This is a genomic window from Chryseobacterium sp. (assembly GCF_041914225.1).
Lineage (GTDB): Bacteria > Bacteroidota > Bacteroidia > Flavobacteriales > Weeksellaceae > Chryseobacterium.
Genome location: NZ_JAYSDT010000012.1, coordinates 14,975 through 33,215, shown reverse-complemented (window position 1 = coordinate 33,215; position 18,241 = coordinate 14,975). Strand labels below are relative to the sequence as shown.

General features: G+C 37.0%; 18 protein-coding genes and 1 tRNA gene. 12 read left to right on the top strand and 7 right to left on the bottom strand.

What is annotated here, in order from left to right; translation table 11 throughout:
* Positions 1 to 106 precede the first annotated feature (106 nt).
* Entirely contained in the window at positions 107 to 973 is an 867-nt protein-coding gene (gene lipA, locus ACE3RB_RS07675) for a lipoyl synthase (protein WP_002981042.1), read from the bottom strand.
* A gap of 321 nt (positions 974 to 1,294) precedes the next feature.
* The gene (locus ACE3RB_RS07670; protein ID WP_374463689.1) at positions 1,295 to 1,855 is read right to left on the bottom strand and encodes an RNA polymerase sigma factor; all 561 of its coding nucleotides are present in this window, start codon (positions 1,853 to 1,855) and stop codon (positions 1,295 to 1,297) included.
* A 275-nt stretch (positions 1,856 to 2,130) separates the two neighbouring features.
* Here ACE3RB_RS07670 and tyrS point away from each other — a divergent pair, with 275 nt between their 5' ends.
* Entirely contained in the window at positions 2,131 to 3,426 is a 1,296-nt protein-coding gene (gene tyrS / locus ACE3RB_RS07665) for a tyrosine--tRNA ligase (protein WP_374463688.1), read from the top strand.
* A 197-nt stretch (positions 3,427 to 3,623) separates the two neighbouring features.
* Here tyrS and ACE3RB_RS07660 read toward each other — a convergent pair whose 3' ends face one another.
* Complete coding sequence (locus tag ACE3RB_RS07660) at positions 3,624 to 4,130, bottom strand: outer membrane protein (protein WP_374463687.1); 507 nt, start codon at positions 4,128 to 4,130, stop codon at positions 3,624 to 3,626.
* Positions 4,131 to 4,311: 181 nt separating this feature from the next.
* Here ACE3RB_RS07660 and ACE3RB_RS07655 point away from each other — a divergent pair, with 181 nt between their 5' ends.
* Genes ACE3RB_RS07655 through ACE3RB_RS07640 form a run of 4 tightly spaced genes read left to right on the top strand, consistent with a single transcriptional unit; the run spans position 4,312 to position 6,920 of the window.
* Positions 4,312 to 4,749 carry a hypothetical protein gene (locus ACE3RB_RS07655; RefSeq protein WP_374463686.1) on the top strand — a complete coding sequence of 146 codons (438 nt, stop codon included), beginning with the start codon at positions 4,312 to 4,314 and terminating at the stop codon, positions 4,747 to 4,749.
* Positions 4,746 to 6,296, top strand: coding sequence for an ATP-binding protein (locus ACE3RB_RS07650; RefSeq protein ID WP_374463685.1), 1,551 nt, complete (start codon positions 4,746 to 4,748; stop codon positions 6,294 to 6,296). Before ACE3RB_RS07655 ends, ACE3RB_RS07650 begins: the two co-directional genes overlap by 4 nt.
* Positions 6,286 to 6,630 (top strand): response regulator transcription factor, encoded by a 345-nt coding sequence (locus ACE3RB_RS07645; RefSeq protein WP_374463684.1) that lies wholly within the window; start codon positions 6,286 to 6,288, stop codon positions 6,628 to 6,630. Before ACE3RB_RS07650 ends, ACE3RB_RS07645 begins: the two co-directional genes overlap by 11 nt.
* A complete protein-coding gene (locus ACE3RB_RS07640; protein WP_374463683.1) occupies positions 6,564 to 6,920 on the top strand; it encodes a DNA-binding response regulator in 357 nt (118 codons plus the stop codon). The genes ACE3RB_RS07645 and ACE3RB_RS07640 overlap by 67 nt, the downstream gene beginning before the upstream one ends.
* A gap of 45 nt (positions 6,921 to 6,965) precedes the next feature.
* Here ACE3RB_RS07640 and ACE3RB_RS07635 read toward each other — a convergent pair whose 3' ends face one another.
* Positions 6,966 to 7,397 (bottom strand): hypothetical protein, encoded by a 432-nt coding sequence (locus tag ACE3RB_RS07635; protein WP_374463682.1) that lies wholly within the window; start codon positions 7,395 to 7,397, stop codon positions 6,966 to 6,968.
* A 246-nt stretch (positions 7,398 to 7,643) separates the two neighbouring features.
* On the opposite strand from ACE3RB_RS07635, the gene ACE3RB_RS07630 reads away from it, so the two are divergent.
* From ACE3RB_RS07630 to ACE3RB_RS07615, 4 genes are all read left to right on the top strand, one after another.
* Positions 7,644 to 8,282: an alpha/beta hydrolase gene (locus ACE3RB_RS07630; protein WP_131438361.1), complete on the top strand. Its 639-nt coding sequence runs from the start codon at positions 7,644 to 7,646 to the stop codon at positions 8,280 to 8,282.
* Positions 8,283 to 8,402: 120 nt separating this feature from the next.
* A complete protein-coding gene (locus tag ACE3RB_RS07625; protein ID WP_374463681.1) occupies positions 8,403 to 9,473 on the top strand; it encodes a retropepsin-like aspartic protease in 1,071 nt (356 codons plus the stop codon).
* The gene (locus ACE3RB_RS07620) at positions 9,442 to 9,723 is read left to right on the top strand and encodes a PDZ domain-containing protein (protein ID WP_374463738.1); all 282 of its coding nucleotides are present in this window, start codon (positions 9,442 to 9,444) and stop codon (positions 9,721 to 9,723) included. The genes ACE3RB_RS07625 and ACE3RB_RS07620 overlap by 32 nt, the downstream gene beginning before the upstream one ends.
* A gap of 4 nt (positions 9,724 to 9,727) precedes the next feature.
* On the top strand, positions 9,728 to 10,255 hold the full coding sequence (locus ACE3RB_RS07615; protein WP_374463680.1) for a hypothetical protein: 528 nt from the start codon (positions 9,728 to 9,730) through the stop codon (positions 10,253 to 10,255).
* Here ACE3RB_RS07615 and ACE3RB_RS07610 read toward each other — a convergent pair.
* The gene (locus ACE3RB_RS07610; RefSeq protein ID WP_374463679.1) at positions 10,248 to 11,291 is read right to left on the bottom strand and encodes a L,D-transpeptidase; all 1,044 of its coding nucleotides are present in this window, start codon (positions 11,289 to 11,291) and stop codon (positions 10,248 to 10,250) included. The genes ACE3RB_RS07615 and ACE3RB_RS07610 overlap by 8 nt on opposite strands.
* Before the next feature lie 260 nt (positions 11,292 to 11,551).
* On the opposite strand from ACE3RB_RS07610, the gene ACE3RB_RS07605 reads away from it, so the two are divergent.
* From ACE3RB_RS07605 to ACE3RB_RS07595, 3 genes are all read left to right on the top strand, one after another.
* Positions 11,552 to 12,598 carry a helix-turn-helix domain-containing protein gene (locus tag ACE3RB_RS07605; RefSeq protein WP_374463678.1) on the top strand — a complete coding sequence of 349 codons (1,047 nt, stop codon included), beginning with the start codon at positions 11,552 to 11,554 and terminating at the stop codon, positions 12,596 to 12,598.
* A gap of 135 nt (positions 12,599 to 12,733) precedes the next feature.
* Positions 12,734 to 15,580, top strand: a complete 2,847-nt coding sequence (locus ACE3RB_RS07600) for a TonB-dependent receptor (RefSeq protein WP_374463677.1) — start codon at positions 12,734 to 12,736, stop codon at positions 15,578 to 15,580.
* A gap of 19 nt (positions 15,581 to 15,599) precedes the next feature.
* Positions 15,600 to 16,736, top strand: coding sequence for a phosphatidylinositol-specific phospholipase C domain-containing protein (locus tag ACE3RB_RS07595; RefSeq protein ID WP_374463676.1), 1,137 nt, complete (start codon positions 15,600 to 15,602; stop codon positions 16,734 to 16,736).
* Between the two features lie 107 nt (positions 16,737 to 16,843).
* On the opposite strand, the gene ACE3RB_RS07590 is transcribed toward ACE3RB_RS07595, so the two are convergent.
* Positions 16,844 to 16,917: transfer RNA gene (locus ACE3RB_RS07590), tRNA-Asp, on the bottom strand.
* A gap of 228 nt (positions 16,918 to 17,145) precedes the next feature.
* Positions 17,146 to 18,240 (bottom strand): glycosyltransferase family 4 protein, encoded by a 1,095-nt coding sequence (locus ACE3RB_RS07585; RefSeq protein ID WP_374463675.1) that lies wholly within the window; start codon positions 18,238 to 18,240, stop codon positions 17,146 to 17,148.
* Position 18,241 lies beyond the last annotated feature (1 nt).

Sequence of the window (18,241 nt, the reverse complement as noted above, 5' to 3'; positions counted from 1 at the left end):
CCCTAATTCCTAATCCCTATAACTTATAACCTCTGCTCCACCATCTACTACCTAATCCCTGCTACCTAAAAAACAAAAAACCGCTCATTGCTGAACGGTTTATATTTTAATGAATATGTTTTTCTGCGTGGTAAGAACTTCTTACAAGAGGAGAGCTTTCAACGTGTCTGAACCCTAAGCTTCTTGCAAAATCCCCAAACTCATCAAACTCTTCCGGAGTAATGAATTTTTTTACAGGAAGATGTTTTTTAGTCGGTTGCAAATATTGACCAAGTGTAATTACATCTACATTGGCATTTCTGATATCTTCGATCGTCTGAAAAACCTCATCTTTGGTTTCGCCCAATCCTAGCATTACTCCTGTTTTGGTTCTTCTTTGTCCGGCTTCTTTCAGATATCTTAATACTTCAAGGCTTCTTTCATATTTTGCCTGGATTCTCACTTCTCTGGTAAGACGTTTTACTGTTTCCATGTTGTGGGAGATCACTTCAGGAGCCACTTCTACCAGCCTGTCAAGGTGTTTTGTAATTCCCTGGAAATCCGGAATCAGGGTTTCCATTGTGGTTCCCGGAGAAATTCTTCTGACAGCATTTACTGTTTCTCCCCAAAGAATAGACCCCATATCTTTCAGGTCATCACGGTCTACAGAGGTAAGAACAGCATGTTTGATCTTCATCAATTTGATGGATCTTGCTACTTTTTCAGGTTCATCCCAGTTAACATCGAGCGGTTTTCCTGTTTTTACACCACAGAAACCACAGCTTCTGGTACAGATATTTCCTAAAATCATGAAAGTAGCCGTACCTTCACCCCAGCATTCTCCCATGTTCGGGCAGCTTCCGCTTTGGCAAATGGTATTTAATTTATATTTATCAACCAAAGTTCTCAGCTCTCTGTAATTCTTTCCGGTAGGAAGTTTTACGCGGATCCATTTTGGTTTTTGAACGGTAGTGTCTTGAACTGAATTTTCCATTTCTAAAATTGAAGTTCAAAGTTAAGGATTTTTTAATGGAAACCATCAACCGGAAATATTGATGAAACTGATCATCCGAATTCATTTGTATATTTATGGCTCTAAAATATTCTTGAGAACATTATTCTACCTATATTAAAAAAGAATAAAGATCAATCTGCAGAATATAAACCAGGAAAAACAGCAAAAGATAGTTCTTCCGAAAACAAAAGAAGAAGTGTATTTCTAAGTAATAAGTTTTAGCTAAAGCCTCTTTTAAATTTATATTTTAGTGAACGGGCTAAAGCCCGTTCCTATTGAATAGGATTGACTTTCTGATATTTAATTATCATCAAACTCATTATTCTTCAACAATTCGGCTAAGACTTTTTTAGCGCGCATTACCCGTACTTTGGTATTGGCTACCGAAATCCCCAGTTCTTCAGCAATTTCTTTGATACTTTTCTCTTCAAAGAATCTCAGTTTAATAATATCCTGATAGTTGGCATCCAGGGACTCTATGGTTTTGATGATTTTCTTCTGTTCTTCTTCAGAGATCAGAAGTTCTTCCGGAGATTTTGCATATTGGTTTTTGACCTCATCAAGATTTTCCACGGCATCTTCGGTATCACGGTTCTTTTTTCTCCAGAAATCAATTACGGTATTCTGAGCAATGGTCAGCACCCAGGTTTTAAACTGAAAATGAGGATCAAACATATCCAGTTTTGAAAGCACTTTTGAGAAAACATTAACGGTAATCTCATCAGCATCATTTTCATCTCTCACTTTCTTCATGACAAATGAGAAAACGTCCACCCAAAAAATATTAATGAGTTTCGTCTGGGCCTTCTGGTCTTTATCTTTGGCCTTCTGGATGAGCAGGAATAGCTGTTCGTCGTTCATTACTAACAAATATAGATTATTTGGAATGAAAAACAAAGGATGGGAAGGGTAAAAAGGCAAAACAGCAAAACAGCAAAATAACAAAGTGGCAGATTAATCGTTTATTTGTACAATATCAGCATTGCTCCAATATAGCTACAAAAAATCGCTTCACAATTTTACCGTTCCTCCCTTTTGCCTTTTCGCCCTTTTACTGTTTTGCAGTTTCTCTTTTTTACCCTTAATACTTCTGAATTTACTATCTTTGCATCTTAAAATTTTAAAGTTAAAAATCAATGAATTCCTTTATAGAAGAACTGAAATGGCGTGGTCTGTTTGCCGATATGATGCCAGGAACCGATGAACAACTGAATAAAGAGGTAACTACTGCATATATTGGTTTTGATCCTACCGCCGATTCTTTACATATCGGAAGTCTTATCCAGATAAAAATCCTGGCTCACTTCCAGCAGCACGGCCATAAGCCTATTGCTTTGGTAGGAGGTGCTACAGGAATGATTGGGGATCCATCAGGAAAATCAGCAGAGAGAAATCTTCTGGATGAGGAAACCCTTTTACATTATGTTGACTGTTTAAAAAACCAGCTTTCAAAATTTTTAAATTTTGAAGGAAACGAACCAAACAAAGCAGAGCTGGTTAACAATTACGACTGGATGAAAAATATTTCTTTCCTTGATTTTGCTAAAAATATTGGTAAGAATATCACCGTCAATTATATGATGGCTAAAGATTCTGTAAAGAAAAGATTCTCAGGAGAAGGTGGTGCAGACGGAATGAGTTTTACAGAGTTCACCTACCAGCTCATCCAGGGATATGATTTCCTTCACCTGTACCAGAACAATAATGTAAAGCTGCAGATGGGAGGTTCTGACCAGTGGGGAAATATCACAACAGGAACAGAACTGATCCGTAGAAAAGCGCAGGGTGAAGCATTTGCATTAACGGTTCCTTTGATCACAAAAGCTGATGGTTCCAAATTCGGAAAGTCTGAAAGCGGAGAAAACTACTGGCTGGATAAAAAGAAAACATCTCCTTATAAATTCTATCAGTTCTGGCTGAACGCTACTGATGAAGATGCTGAAAGATTCATCAAGTTCTATACTTTCTTAGGAAAAGAAGAAATTGAAGCTTTAATTGAAGAGCACAAAACAGCTCCACACGAAAGAAAGCTACAGAAAAAACTTGCGGAAGAAGTAACGGTTTGGGTACATGGAAGAGAGGAATATGAAAAAGCATTGAAAGCTTCTGAAATTCTTTTCGGACGTTCTACGGCTGAAGATCTGGTAAGCCTTGATGAGGAAACATTCCTTGAAGTTTTTGACGGGGTTCCTCAAAAAGAAATTGCAAAATCAGATGTGCTGGGAGTGAGTATTGTTGATCTTCTTTCTGAAAAGTCAGGATTCTTAAAATCTAAGAGTGAAGCTCAAAGAGAGATTAAAGGAAACGCCATCTCTGTAAACAAACAAAAAGTAAATGATACTTTTACAGCTAATGAAACTGACCTTATCGACGGTAAATTCCTATTATTACAAAAAGGTAAGAAAAGTTACTTTATTGTAAAAGCTCAATAAATAAAGATTTCATTATAATAAAAAGACTGTTTTACACAGTCTTTTTTTGTTTAATAGCTTATACAAAAAGCCGTGAAAGAACTTCACGGCTCAGTTGAGAAAGCTACCATTTTTTAAAACTTACTGTCATTGCTGACATCGTATAAGAGCTATGAAAAAACTGATTGATATTGAAAATAATTGTATTGTCCGGTTTATTAAAATTTATAGGTAAGTCCTGCCTTTCCTCCAGAAGCTACTGTTCCTCCACCCAATTCTACGTGTACTGCAAGGTTTTGAGTAAAGAAATACCGCCCTCCGATTTGCCCTGCAAAACCTACTCCTGAAGATTTGCCATCAAAATAATCGAAATCTGATCCGTTATATTTATAGGAAAATGAATTGTAGGCCAGGGTAGCTCCTGCATATACATCCCATTTGTTCGGAATTTTAAGTAAGGTATTAAAATGATAGTTGCCATTGGCTCCTACGCCAAACCAACTTCCCTTAACATCTCCTGAATAATTTTCAGTAGCATAACTCCCTTCAATTCCTACTGTTATATCATTGTGTATAGCGTAATCTACCCCCACAGAAACAGGCAGCCCCCATCCATTTGCTACTCCTAAATCCACATTGATCTGTGCCTCTCCTTTCTGTATTCTCTGTGCATGCATACTTCCGAAAAGGAAGATCATTCCCAGTATAACGATTCTCTTTTTCATTCTTAATAGTTTATTTTTTTGTTATTGTCTGCCTGCAAAACTATTGGTCAGCATAACAGGATACAACCCTTAAAAAAATGTATTTTTTTCTACTTGTTTTTAGGTATTTCTCTTTCTTGAATTTTTAATTATCTTCACATTTAATAAAAAACTATCCTACCAAACACTGAAAATTAAAACAATGAAGAGATTATTCTGTCTTCTCTATCTTTTAATCCACTTTACATTACAGGCTCAGGGATTGTTTCCGCTCAATGAAAAGAAATATATTGACAGCCTGAAGACTTCTGTGAACAACACATCTGATAACACCTCTAAAGCCAATGCTTATTTTTTATTATCCAGCTATTATAAAAGCACAGATACCACCGTAAGCAAAAAGTACCTGGAAAACGGTAAAAAACTTAGGGGAAAAGATTCCTTCACCGAAGCTATTTATTATTATTACGAAGGAGTGTACGAACAGGATCTGAACAATGAAAAGGCATCGGCATTATTTCAGAAAGCTATTACGGCATTATCAAAACTTAAAGGTCAGAAACCAGCTATGTACACGGCTCTGTGCTGGTATAATTATGGCATTTTACAGAAAAATAAAGAAGGATATCCTTTTCTATGATTGAAAAGAGTATTCCCACTGCTGAAAAGTATGGTGAAGGCAAAATATTAGGATTTCTTTATGCCCAGCTTGCTCTGATGTTTACGTATAATGCTGAGTTTGAAAAAGCAGGAAGGTACAATGAAAAAGCGCTTCAGATTCTTGAAAGGAAAGAGCCTAACTCTACTGAGCTATTCTATGCCTATCTTAATACAAGCAGTAACTATTGTTACCAGGCAAAATGCAGCATGGGAAAACAGTTTCTGGACAAGGCAGGAAATATGGTTCGTTCTTATCCCGATTCTTCGTCAAATACTTTCTATTATTATAACAGAGTATTATATTTCATTGGTGTTCAACAACATGAAGAAGCCCTGCAGACTATTGAAAAAGGATTATTTTATGCTAAAAAATTTCATCAGAAACTGCAGATGCAGATGTTTTATTTTCATAAATATGACATTTTCAAAAAGCTGAAAAGATATGCCGAAGCCAAAAACCTTTTAGAAGAAATTCTGGAAGAAAAAACGCTTGCACGGGATCTTAACAACCGGAAAACCATTTACAGCCATCTTTCAAGCATCAATGAAATTATGGGAAATCTTGACGAGGCTTTATCATGGGAGAAAAAATATTCAAAATTAAATGACAGCCTGAATGCTGAAAATGTAAAGCTGGAGATCAATAAACTTGAAACGAGGTTCAATACCTCTGAAAAGGAGAAAAAAATAGCTTTCCTGAATGCGGAAAAGAATCAAAAGCAAATGGAAGTGAATCAGAAAAATTCTTATCTGTGGCTACTGAGTCTTGTTCTGCTGCTGTTTTTAAGTCTTCTGATCTTCCTGTTCATCATTTACAGAAAAAACAAAAATCTGTCTGAACAAAAAGAAATCAACCTTCAGCAGAAAATAGAAGATATTAAACAAAAAGAAGAGCTCTCGCTTACCAAAGCAATTCTTGATGGTGAGGAAAGGGAAAGAGAACGTATTGCAAGGGACCTTCACGACGGCCTGGGCGGCATGCTGGCCGGTGTAAAGATCAATTTTTCTACCTGGTCCTCCAATCACCTGCATCCCGAAAAGGATCAGGAGTTTTATAAGATTCTGGGGCAGCTGGATAACTCTGTCAGTGAACTCAGACATGTAGCAAGAAATTTAATGCCTGAATCATTGCTTAATTTTGGTTTGGAAACGGCAATCCATGACCTTTGCGAGTTCTACAGCAGAAAAAATCTTGAAATTGATTTCCAGGCTATTGACATTAATAAAACATTACCTTTAAACATCCAGCTTAATATTTACCGGATTGTACAGGAATTATTAGCCAATGCCGTAAAGCATGCCGAAGCCAGCAGTATTTTACTGCAATGCTCACAATCCGGCGAAAAATTCCTGATTACCATTGAAGATAACGGGAAAGGATTTGATAGGAATATAGAAAACACTACCCAAAGTATGGGTCTCCGCAACCTGAAAAACAGAGTTAATTACCTTAAAGGAAAAATGGAAATCAATTCCGATGATCAGGGAACAACAATTAATATAGAACTCAACATCAATGGAGAATGAAAAAATAAATATCATCATCGTAGATGATCACCCTATCGTCATTGAAGGACTCAGAATGATGCTCAAAAGCCAGCCTTTCTTTAATGTAGCAGGAAGCTTTACAACCGGTGGAGAAACACTTGACTTTATCCGGTCACAAACGGTGGATATTATTCTCCTGGATATTACTCTACCCGACGGCAATGGCACGGAACTCTGCAGAGAAATAAAAAAAATATCTCCCAATACTTCATTATGTTCAGTAACCGCTCAGAAAGGAGTATTATTATGCAGTCTATACAAAACGGAGCAAGTGGTTATCTTCTTAAAAATACTTCTATTGATGAGCTTGTGATATGCATCAGAGGAGCACTTTCGGGCGACATTGTTTTCTGTAATGAAACCAAACAGATCATCAGCCGTCTTTCCCAAAATGATCTGCCTGTTCCCAGGCTGACTAAAAGGGAAAAACAAATTCTACAGATGGTGGCACAGGGAAAAACCAGTAATATGATTGCTGAAGAACTGTTTTTAAGTCCTCTTACCGTAGATACCCACCGTAAGAACCTTCTGCAGAAATTCCATGCCAAGAACTCAACAGAATTAATCAGCCGGGCCATACAGCAACGGATGATTGAAGAATGAAAAAGACCGCTTTAAAGCGGTCTTTTTATATAATGTTAAAGTAATTTACGGTTCCAGGAAGCTGTAATCAATTGAAGCAACCAATACACCTTTACCTTTCTTCTTCACTGTTCTTGCCACTTCTCCATCAATATACAGGGTGATTGTTAATTCAGAATTATCATCCGGCATTGAAGCATTGGCATCAAGATTCAGCTGTGCCTGGCTGGAGTTCACAAAGAATTCTCCACTTGTCCAGGGTGAATTTACAGGTGTCTGCGGAGTATTGTAAATTGTATTCTGAGTTGTACCTACCTGGGTTACAACGCTTATAATTTCTCCTCCGGCAGTTGTTTTCACTTCAAACTGAACTACATGATCTGTAAACTCATCATCATCATCTTTTTTACAAGAACTGACAACGGTGATTACAGAAAATAATAAAACGAATAAAAAAGAAAGTCTAAGTAAACTTTTTGAATTGTAAAATTGCTTCATTTCTCCAAATAGATTTTTTAATGTTTCAAATATAAGTTTTTTATTAATATAAAAATAATTTTTATGAAAAATTTCCAATAAAGATTTCCAAATAATATCAAATCAATAAAAAGAAAAAATCATCGGAAAAATTCAAAAATACAGCACAAAGAATCAATCATTATACATAAATCATCCTGCACCTGAAGTTCGTTGTATGAATAATAAAAGTTAAGATTCTGCATGTAATTTAATTATATTTGCTGTATGAATTTAGATTATCTAGTAAGAGAGCCGGAAAATATTACATCCAACACTCCTATTCTTTTTATGCTTCATGGCTACGGCAGTAATGAGCAGGATCTTTTCAGTTTCAGGGAAACACTTCCCTCTGACTGGATCATTGTCAGTTTCAGAGCTCCGCACGATACTCAATTTGAAGGATATTCATGGTATGACATCAATTTTAATGATCCTGAAAACTTTATCAATGTTTCCCAGGCAAAAGAATCTCTCAATGCAGTTCTGGAAAGCATACTAAAAATCATCAACCATTACGGACTGATGGAAAGCAAAGCCCATTTGTGCGGCTTCAGCCAGGGAGGTATATTATGTTATGCTTTAGCCTTACAACATCCTGAACTTTTCAACCGCGTTGCCTGCCTGAGCAGCTATCCTGAGGATAAAATTCTTGACGGTATTGTAAAAGACAAAAAGAAACTGGAAGGGCTCCGTTTCTTTATTTCTCATGGTACTGATGACGCTGTGATACCATTGGAATGGGGAAGAAAGGCCGCAGACCTCCTTTATGATCTTAGCTGTTATTTCTCTTTCAGAGAATATATGAGCGGACATGGCGTGAATCAGAAAAATTATATGGATCTTATGGATTTCTTTTCCAAATAAAGAAAGTGAATTTTAAAATAAATTCAACAAAAAATAGTACTTTATTGTAGTTTATATAAACATTCCAGCTCTTGGAGTGTTTTTTTATTATCATATGGATAAATTTGCTAAATTCAGTAAATGAAATTTAAATTGCTTTTACTGGGATTATTTCTATGCATTTTTGTAAATGCCCAGAACTCTTTTGAGTTGGTCAATACTAAAAAAGCAGTTATTCCTTTTAAGTTTATCAACAATCTTATCTTTATTCCTATTACTGTTAACGGTGCGGAACTTACCTTCCTGCTGGATACGGGAGTTTCGGATGCCATTCTTTTTAGCCTGGAAAATAAGGAGCTCAAACTGAGCAATGTTGAAAAAGTTAAATTTTCCGGCCTTGGTGGCAGTGTGAGTATTGATGGTTTAAAATCCGAGCGTAATATGGGCAAAATAGGTGATGAGATTATCAATACCTCTATGTCTCTCTATATTATCATTGATGAAGAATTTAATATTTCGCCTCACGTAGGAATTCCTGTAAATGGAGTAATCGGATATCATTTTTTCAAAGACCACCCTATTTATATAGATTATACATCCAGGAAAATAACGGTGTATGAAAGTGCTGATCTTTTAAAAAAGAAAATCAAAAGGTTTGAAGAATTTCCAATCACAATTGAAAAAGATAAACCTTATTTATACGCCGGGGTAGAAATGACGAATGAAAAGAAAGACTCAAAACTACTGATAGATCTTGGCAATAGTGATGCCATATGGCTTTTCCCTACGCTTATTAAAAATTTTGTGTATAACAGACCTAATATAGATGACTTCCTTGGCCGTGGTTTCAACGGAGATATTTATGGAAAAAGAAGCCGTACTCATAATTTTTATCTTGGGGATTTTAAATTTGAAAAGCCGCTTACCGCTATGCCGGATGAATTTTCTATCCAGCACGTCAATTTAGTAGAAAACAGAAAAGGATCTATAGGCGGAGAAATTATGCGTCGTTTTACGGTTATTTTTGATTACCCTAATAAAAAACTGTACCTGAAGAAAAACAGAAATTATGATGATCCTTTTCATTTTAATATGAGTGGGCTGGATTTTAAACAGGATGGCCTGGAATGGCAGGAAGACAGAGTAAAAATTGAAACCCAAAAATCTGCTATGGTAACAACTGAAGTTTATAACAGATGCTTTTCAGTATAAATTCATTTTAAAACCTATATTTTCCATTACAGGAGTAAGAAAAGATTCTCCGGCTTATGAAGCAGGCCTGAAAAAGGACGACAAAGTTATCAGCATCAATGGTGAAAGAACAGCGGATATGACACTGGAAAAAATAGTAGAATTAATGAAATCCAGTGAAGGGCGAAATATTACTATGGTCATTCGAAGAAAAAATGAAGAGCTGACATTCCGCTTCATGCTTGAAGACCCAATTCCTTATCAAGAATAAAAGTATGAAAACTGAAGAAACCACCTTAGACAGGATAAGAACCAGGCCAAGATTTAAAATGTTTACTCATCTCACCAAGGAAGAGTATGCTGAAAACCTGAAAAAATATATGGAAGAGCATAAAGATGAATTTTCCGGTAATATCAATAAAGAAGTTGCCACCATTTGGGTCACAACAAAGGATGACAGTTATTGGAAACCAAGGCTTGCCTTACGTGTAGAAATTGAAGATGAGCATACCGTAATACGGGGAATATTCGGCCCCAGTTCTGCGGTGTGGGCATTCTTTATGTTCCTGTACTTTTCTTTTTCTATTTTCTGGATGACCTTTTTCACCATGTATTATGTGGAAAAGCAAATAAAAAGCGCCGAATACCCATGGGCATTGAGCGCTTCTTTTGTTATGTTGTTTTTTATTCTCCTTACTTATATTGCTGCGAGATTCGGACAGCATAAAGGCAAAGATGAAATGCTTAAGCTTAGAAGATTTGCTGAAGAATCTACTTTACAGTTTGAAAAGAAAATTAATTAGACTGAGATTCTACAGGTTTTTCGTTTTGAATCGGTGTCACCATTGCTTTTGCTGCTTTGATAGAATCTACTACTTTTTCTCTGTTGCTTTGTTCTTTCAGCATTTTCGGAACTTCAGGTTCCAGAAGTTTTGTAAGTTCTTCAACAGATATATTATTGGCATTAGGATCATCCAGCAGATTTCGCCATGGTTTTCTTCCGCCCCATTTATAATCTCCGAATACCATTACTGCGGTACCTTTTGCTTTGGTAGTAGCTCCGCCGGGATTCAAAATCCAGGTATCAGCATAAGAATACAGCCATTGGGCATCTTTCCTCAGTAATCGTAAGCAGGAATGCGAAGCAGGATATCCGGGAAGGGTATATTCATGCCATCCGATTCCTCCGATATTGTGAATGTTGAAGTTATAAGGAAGTTTCCATTCGGTGCTCACTGTAGAAATAGCCAGTTTCTTTTTCCAGTTGGCGAAAGTAAGTCCTCTTGTGGTCTGAGCAGCTTTTTTACCCATGCTGGTAGGTCCCCATTTTACAAGACTTCCGTTAGAATAGACAGCAAAAGCCTGTATAGGATATGAGAAGATGACAAACTTTTTCACCCCGCTTAATACATCAAGCTGCATGGGAAATGGTGAATACGCCATCAGGGTTGTATCTATTTTGGCAGGAACTACCAAGGTATCAGCATTCCATTTGCTTTTAGAATCCAATCTGTTTAAAGCTAAAATAGCGGTTCGTTCTTCTACACTATATTTCTTGCTGAATTCTGCATACACAGAATCACGCATTTTTTTATCTTTTGGAAGAACAAAAGCATTATAGAAGCCATTTTCCTGCATTACAGGAGGAACTGATTCTTTCTTTACCACAGGAACAGAATCTTTCTTTACGGAATCTTTTTCTGCCTCCGGCGTTTCCGAAGCAGAAACAGTATCTTTAAAAGTATCGCTTATTTTTTCTATTTCTTTTTTACATGAAACAAGGAAAACAGCGCATAAACATGCATAAAGAAAGGATTTTTTCACAGATATGTTTTTCATAAATAAATCGGCCGTTTAGTTTGGCTACCCAGTACAAATATCAGACCTAAAATTGAATCATAAAAGAGATTGTTAAAAATACCGTAAAAAAACGGTGATTTCAGACATTTAATAGAATATTATTCATTTTTCTGTTCTTTAGTATTTACTCATTCTAAAGCTCCCTCTTAGCAACAACTCTCCTTCTGACCTGATATTTAATAATTTGTTAAAGATACCATGCTCATATTATCTATAATTTTGGCAAAATATCAGTTATCATGCTATACATCATTATGGTAGTTGTACTACAGGCACTTATCACTCTTACCCTGCTTATGTCCCTTATCAGAAACAGAGAATCTGTACTGAATATGCAGCTTCTCTATATCGGAGTGGTTACACTGGATATGGGATATGAATATTTTATCATTCAAAGGTTCGGCTATGAATCTGTTCTGTATGAAATCCCCGGAAGTCTCCGTGTTTTCAAAGGTCTTATTTTCCTATATATCACAACCTATTTAATTCATGCAAAATGGAGAGATAAACTCAAGTACGTCATTGTTCCGTTAACGCTGGTAGTTATTCATCATGCTATTGCAGTTTCTGCAAAAATGCTGGGTCTTTCCTGGGCTGACCTGGCCATCAGTTCCTATAAATCTTATTTTGTCTACTACAGTTATTACTGGCTTGCCAGTCTTATTTTGTGCATTTATTTACTGACAAAATACCGCAAAAATATTACTCATCCTGCAGCAGGTAATTTCCGTTATCTGGTTTGTTATGTATTGCTGGGTGTGCTGATATTCTGGGCAGTTTACAAACTGGGCTGGAATACTTTGATCTATCAGAAAATCTACAGCCTTCTGTTTCTTTTTCAGTTCGGGTGGATTTTGTACGTTTATATTTTAACGTACCAGCATAAGCTGCAGCAACAAAATACAGCCAATCTTTCTGCTCCCAGAGAAACCTATCAATATAAAGATCTTTCAAAAATAGATTTTGACGCAGTACAAAATTCCATTATCTCTTTCTATCAGGAGAGTCATGATTATCTGGATGAGGAATTTACTTTAGACCAACTTTCCGGCCATCTGAAAATAAGCAAGGCAGATTTAAGCATCACTTTTAATAAGCATCTTCATTCCAACTTTCACGAATACACCAACAGACGCCGTATTCAGCACTTTAAACAAATCTTACAGGAGGATCCTTCGGCCAGTGTAACAGATCTTGCATTTCAATGTGGATTTAAATCAAAATCTACCTTTTATAAATATTTTAAAATGGAGTTTGACTGTCTTCCTTCTCAGCTTGTTCATTAGTTACAATTATTTAATATTAGCAACTCACTGGTTTACAATATAGTTCGCTTCGAACTCGAGAGAAATAGTTGGATAAAATTTAAATGAACCAAAACTTTTGCAGGAGCCGACATCTTTGCATCAAACTTTATAAGGATGTCACGAGAAAGACTTTTTTTAACAAAAGCAGCATTTTTTCTTCTTGGGCCTTTGGCCTTTGCACAAACTACCGTTCACGGAACAGTAGTAGACAGCCAGGGAAATCTTCCCAATGCCCTGGTTTATATTGAAAACAGCGGACAGAAGGTTACTTCCGATACTGATGGTTCCTTTGTTCTTAATAATGTTTATGACGGCAGTTATAAGCTTGTTGTAGAATATAAAGGGTATGACAGTGTTTACATTCCTTTCACCGTAACGGATAAAAAGGAAGTGAATCTCGGATTGATTAAATTCGGAGCTAAATTTAAAGAAAACAATCTTCAGGAGGTAGTTGTCACCAGTGTATACAAAGCATCACAGGCCAGGGCGATTACCATGAAAAAAAATTCCAACACCATTACAGAGGTACTTTCTGCCGATGCCATCGGGAAACTGCCGGACCGTAATGCTGCGGATGCCGTACAGCGGATGCAGGGCGTATCTATTGAAAGGGATATGGGTGAAGGACGCTTTGTAGCGGTAAGAGGTACACCTATACAATGGACTGCTTCTACCCTTAATGGAAACAGAATGCCAAGTGCCAGCGGTGATAATGCCAACCGCGGCGTTCAGATGGATATCTTTCCTTCGGAGCTTATTCAGAATGTACGTTTGTCTAAGGCTCTTACTCCGGACCTTGACGGTGATGCCATTGGCGGAAATGTGGATTTTATCACGAAAACTTCGCCCAACAAAGAAACACTGGCTATCAGTATGGCTTCAGGCTACGTCAACATGTCCAAATCCCCCACCTACAATACTTCCATCGTCTACGGAAATAAAGTCACTGATAAGCTGAAATTCATTACCTCAGCCGTGATCTGGGAGCGTTCTACAGCTATAGATCAGATGAGAAATATTTACAACTATGGACTGAAAGATAAAACCGCTTCTTATTCTATTAACCAGTTACAGCTTCGTGATTATCTGGCGAACCGCAGAACTTTGGGGTTCAATTTAGGACTGGATTATGAGATAGACAGCAGAAATAAATTATATGCAAAAGGCCTATATAGCCAATATAAAGACGGCCAGTCGGTAAGGGAAACCTATTTTAATTTTGACAGTAAAAATGTTCTGCTTCAGGCCCGTCATGCGGACTATCTTACTGATTTATATTCTATGCAGCTGGGAGGAAATCACCAGGTGGGACAGCGTATGCAAGTGGATTGGTCTTTGTCTAAGGCGCGTTCTGAGTTTAAATTTAACTCTCCGGACAACCTTGACCCTTATGAAAGAGGATATCCTATGGTGAATTTTATACAGTCCATGACCTATGGAAATTTATCTGCTGACGGAAGAAAGTATATGGCAATGGATGCGCCGGACGGGATCGGAGATACGGGAAGATATACCCTGCCTTATAACCAGCAGGTCATCTCAGCAGATAAGCTCAGACTTAACCAGATTATCCTGAGCCAGAATCGCAACAGTGAAACGGATCTTAGAGGGCAAGTTGATATTAAATATAAAGTTACCAATAATTTTGAGCTGAAATTCGGAACAAAATACAACAACAAAAATAAAATTGTAAACAGTTCCCTGCTTGTCTGGATGCCCAAATCATCATTGGGGATTCCCGGAGCTCCGGTCACTTATCTGAATCAGCTTGAGCGTGAAAATTTCCCATATAAAGGAGGTTGCATGAATCCTTTAGGCAATCCTTATAATGCTGTGATCATTGATCAGATTACAAACGGACAGATTGATCAGATGTACAGTCCTGTCACACAAAACAGCTTAGGGCTGATGCAGGTGAGCAGTAAGGAAAGCAACTCCAATATTACCAGCTCCTACAAAGGTACTGAAAATGTATGGGCAACTTACCTGATGGGAACCTGGAAAATTTCAGATCAGATCCAGGTATTGGGAGGATTCAGAAATGAATATAATGACGTTACCTTCTGGGGTAAAAAAGTAGTCTCAGATAAAAACAATAAAACGGAAGATATTAAAGATACAAAAACCTACAACGTAGTCCTGCCAATGGTAAATATGAAATGGAATATCAGCAGTGACCGCATTCTGAGGCTGGCTTATACCCGATCTTTTGCAAGACCTGATTTCAATGACCTGAATCCCGGAACCATTGTGAATGATATTACCAATACCATCACCCAGGGAAATACCCAACTTGATCCTACACTTTCAAATAATTTTGATCTTATGTTTGAGAATTACTTCGGAAAACTGGATCTGATAACAGCCGGGGTATTTTATAAGAATATCACCAATCTTATCTATAAAGACCAGTCTGTGGTAGATCTTGCAGGAAGAACCTATACATTCACAGCCCCTAAAAATCTGGAAGGAGCAAAGCTTTTTGGTTTTGAATTCGGAATATCCAAACGTTTTGAAAACCTACCCGGTTTCCTGAAAAATATTGGCTTTGAAGGAAATTACACGTACATCTCTTCCAAAATGAATATGCCGATCTATGAAAACGGCCAGCAGACAGGGACCATGACGACCACTATCCCTAATCAGGCCAAGCATATTTTCAATACCATTCTCTTCTATGAAACGAGTAAGCTGATGGTCCGCCTGGCCGGAAATTATAAAGGAAACTATGTAAGTGAAATCAGGGCGGCTGCAGGTGCAGACCATTATCAGTATTTTGATAAAAACTTTACGGTAGATCTTTCCACTTCTTATAGCCTTACAAAGAAAGTTCGCCTTTTTATTGAGCTTAACAACATCTTCAATGAACCCAACCGCTATTATATGGGCACTAAAGACCGCTTAGAAAATATTTCTTACTCAGGAATACGCGGACAGCTGGGATTCAATTTCAATTTTTAATCAAAAAATTTTTATTCATATGAAAAAGTATATATATGGAGCTGCATTTTGTATGACAGCACTTGTACAGGCACAGGATAAATGCCAGGATATAAGAATCAACCAGCTGCAGGTTGTAGGAACGCATAATTCATACGCTCAGCCTGCAGATCCCAGAGTACTGGAACTGGTGACTCCAATTATCAACGGGATGATGCAGAAATACAGCAGTATGATGTCTGAGGAACAAAAAGCCAAATTTAAAGAATATCATCCCTACGGAATGGATTTGAAAGAAGGGTTAAATTATAATCATCCCGACTTCACAGAACAGCTCAATGCCAATCTGAGAGGGCTGGAAATAGATGTTTATTATGATCCGGAAGGTAGCAGATTCAGCCGTCCTGCAACGTATGAGATTTTAAAAGCTAAAGGAGTAAATGACCTGGCTCCATTTAATACCAAGGGACTGGATCAGCCGGGATTCAAAGTACTCCATATGGCAGACATCGACTTCAGGACACACTACCCTACTTTAAAAGATGCCCTTATTGCTCTTAAAACATGGTCTGATCAGCATCCCGGGCACACCCCTGTTTTTATGATGATTGAAGCCAAAGATTCCGGTTTCCCAATTCTTGAAAACAGTACAAAAATTCTTCCTTTTGATAAAAAAGCTTATAATGAACTAGATGAAGAAATTGTAAAATATCTGGGAAAGGATAAGATTATCACCCCAAAGGAAGTGCAGGGTAATTTCAAAACGCTGAAAGAAGCTGTTACCCACAACAACTGGCCAAGGCTTAATGACAGTAAGGGAAAATTCATTTTTATGCTGCTTCCCGGAAGTGCAGGAACTCTTTCTTCCAAAAATAATCCTTATTTAATTGATGGCTCATTAAAGGAAAGAATTATGTTCCTTAACAGTGAACCGGATGATTCTTTTGCAGGGTTTATATTAAGGGATAATGCTATTGTGAGACAGAAAGAAATACAGGATCTGGTAAAACAAGGTTATATGGTAAGAACCAGATCTGATATTGAAACCTACGAAGCCAAAACCAACGATTTTACAAGGTCTAAAGCAGCTTTCAGCAGTGGTGCCCAGGTCATTTCCACCGATTTTTTCCGCTCTGGAAACACCTATGGAACGCCCTATTTTGTACAGCCTCCTTAGGGAAAAGCTTATCTTAATAATCCTTTAAATTCTTCCTGCAGATAAATATCAAGATTCTGACGAATCTCCATAACAAAAAAAGTCTTCTATTTCTAGAAGACTTTTCGCGATCCGGACGGGACTCGAACCCGCGACCTCCGCCGTGACAGGGCGGCATTCTAACCAGCTGAACTACCGGATCAATTAAAAATCGTTGTTTTTAACTGGCGCAAATATATAGCTTTTTTTAAATTTTCCAAAGAAACCGATTTCTTTTCTTTCAAAGCTATCTGTAAAATACACATTTTCAAATATAAAAAATTTGAGATACACCTGCTATTAAATACCCTTTTATCAAATTTCACTTAGAAAATTCAAGAAAGCCGATTATAAAAACACACACAAAATCAACATTCTTGTTACTTTAAAATTATACGCGAAATTCTCTTTCTTTGATCAGTTTGTTGTATTCACTTAAAATGGCATTCCAGATCACTGACTGCTCAAACCGATCTTCAATCATCGGTCGTGCATTCTTTTTTAATGTCTGATAATAATCTCTGTCTGAGATCATTTTATCCATTTCTTCTTTAAGTCTTTCACTATCTTTTACAGGAACAATGACTCCGTTTTGATTTTCTACTATAATTTCATTACATCCGTTGATATCAGAAACAATACTTGGCAATTCCATAGCTCCGGCCTGCATCACCACATTGGGGAATCCTTCACGATAACTGGGAAAAACCAATGCATCAGAAATAGCAAAATAAGGACGTACATCTTTCTTAAACCCTACTGATATAATATCCGGGTTAGTCTCAATTTCCTTTAATGTTTCAGGGTATAATGGATCCAGCTCCTGTTCCAGCGGACCTACAAGTAATAATTTTGAACGCCTCTGATTTTTATTTAAAGCTGAAAAAGCTTTTATCAGTTCATTAATTCCCTTATCTCCTACCAAACGTCCCACAAAGACAAAAACAAAATCCGAGTCTTCTATTTTTAATTCTTTTTTAAGAATAGTTTTCTGATCTTCTGAAACTTGTTCAGGTGAAAAGAATGATGTATCAATTCCGTTTGATGAACCATTTCCAATTACTTTCAGTTTATACTTATCTGTATATTTATGCTGAATGATATAATCAGACAGCCCTTTTGAGTTTGGATATACTTTGGTAGCAGAAGCATATGTTAATTTTTCAACAAAATCTAAAACCTGGCGTTTTACTCCTGTTACTTCCATTAATGGCAAGCCTGCTACCGTATGCAATCTATGAGGCACTCCTGCCATTCTTGCTGCCAGCATCCCTACAATACCAGCTTTAGGAGTATGAGTATGAACAATGTGTGGTTTTTCTTTTTTTAAAAGTTTATAAGTACTCCATAAAGATTTGATGTCTTTAATAGGTGTAATCTTACGAGACATATCAATTGCTCTTACCTCTATTTCTTCATCTTTTTTCACATCTTCCAGTTCTTTACCGGGTGATGAAACTCCTATTACGTCAAAATGTTCTGACATA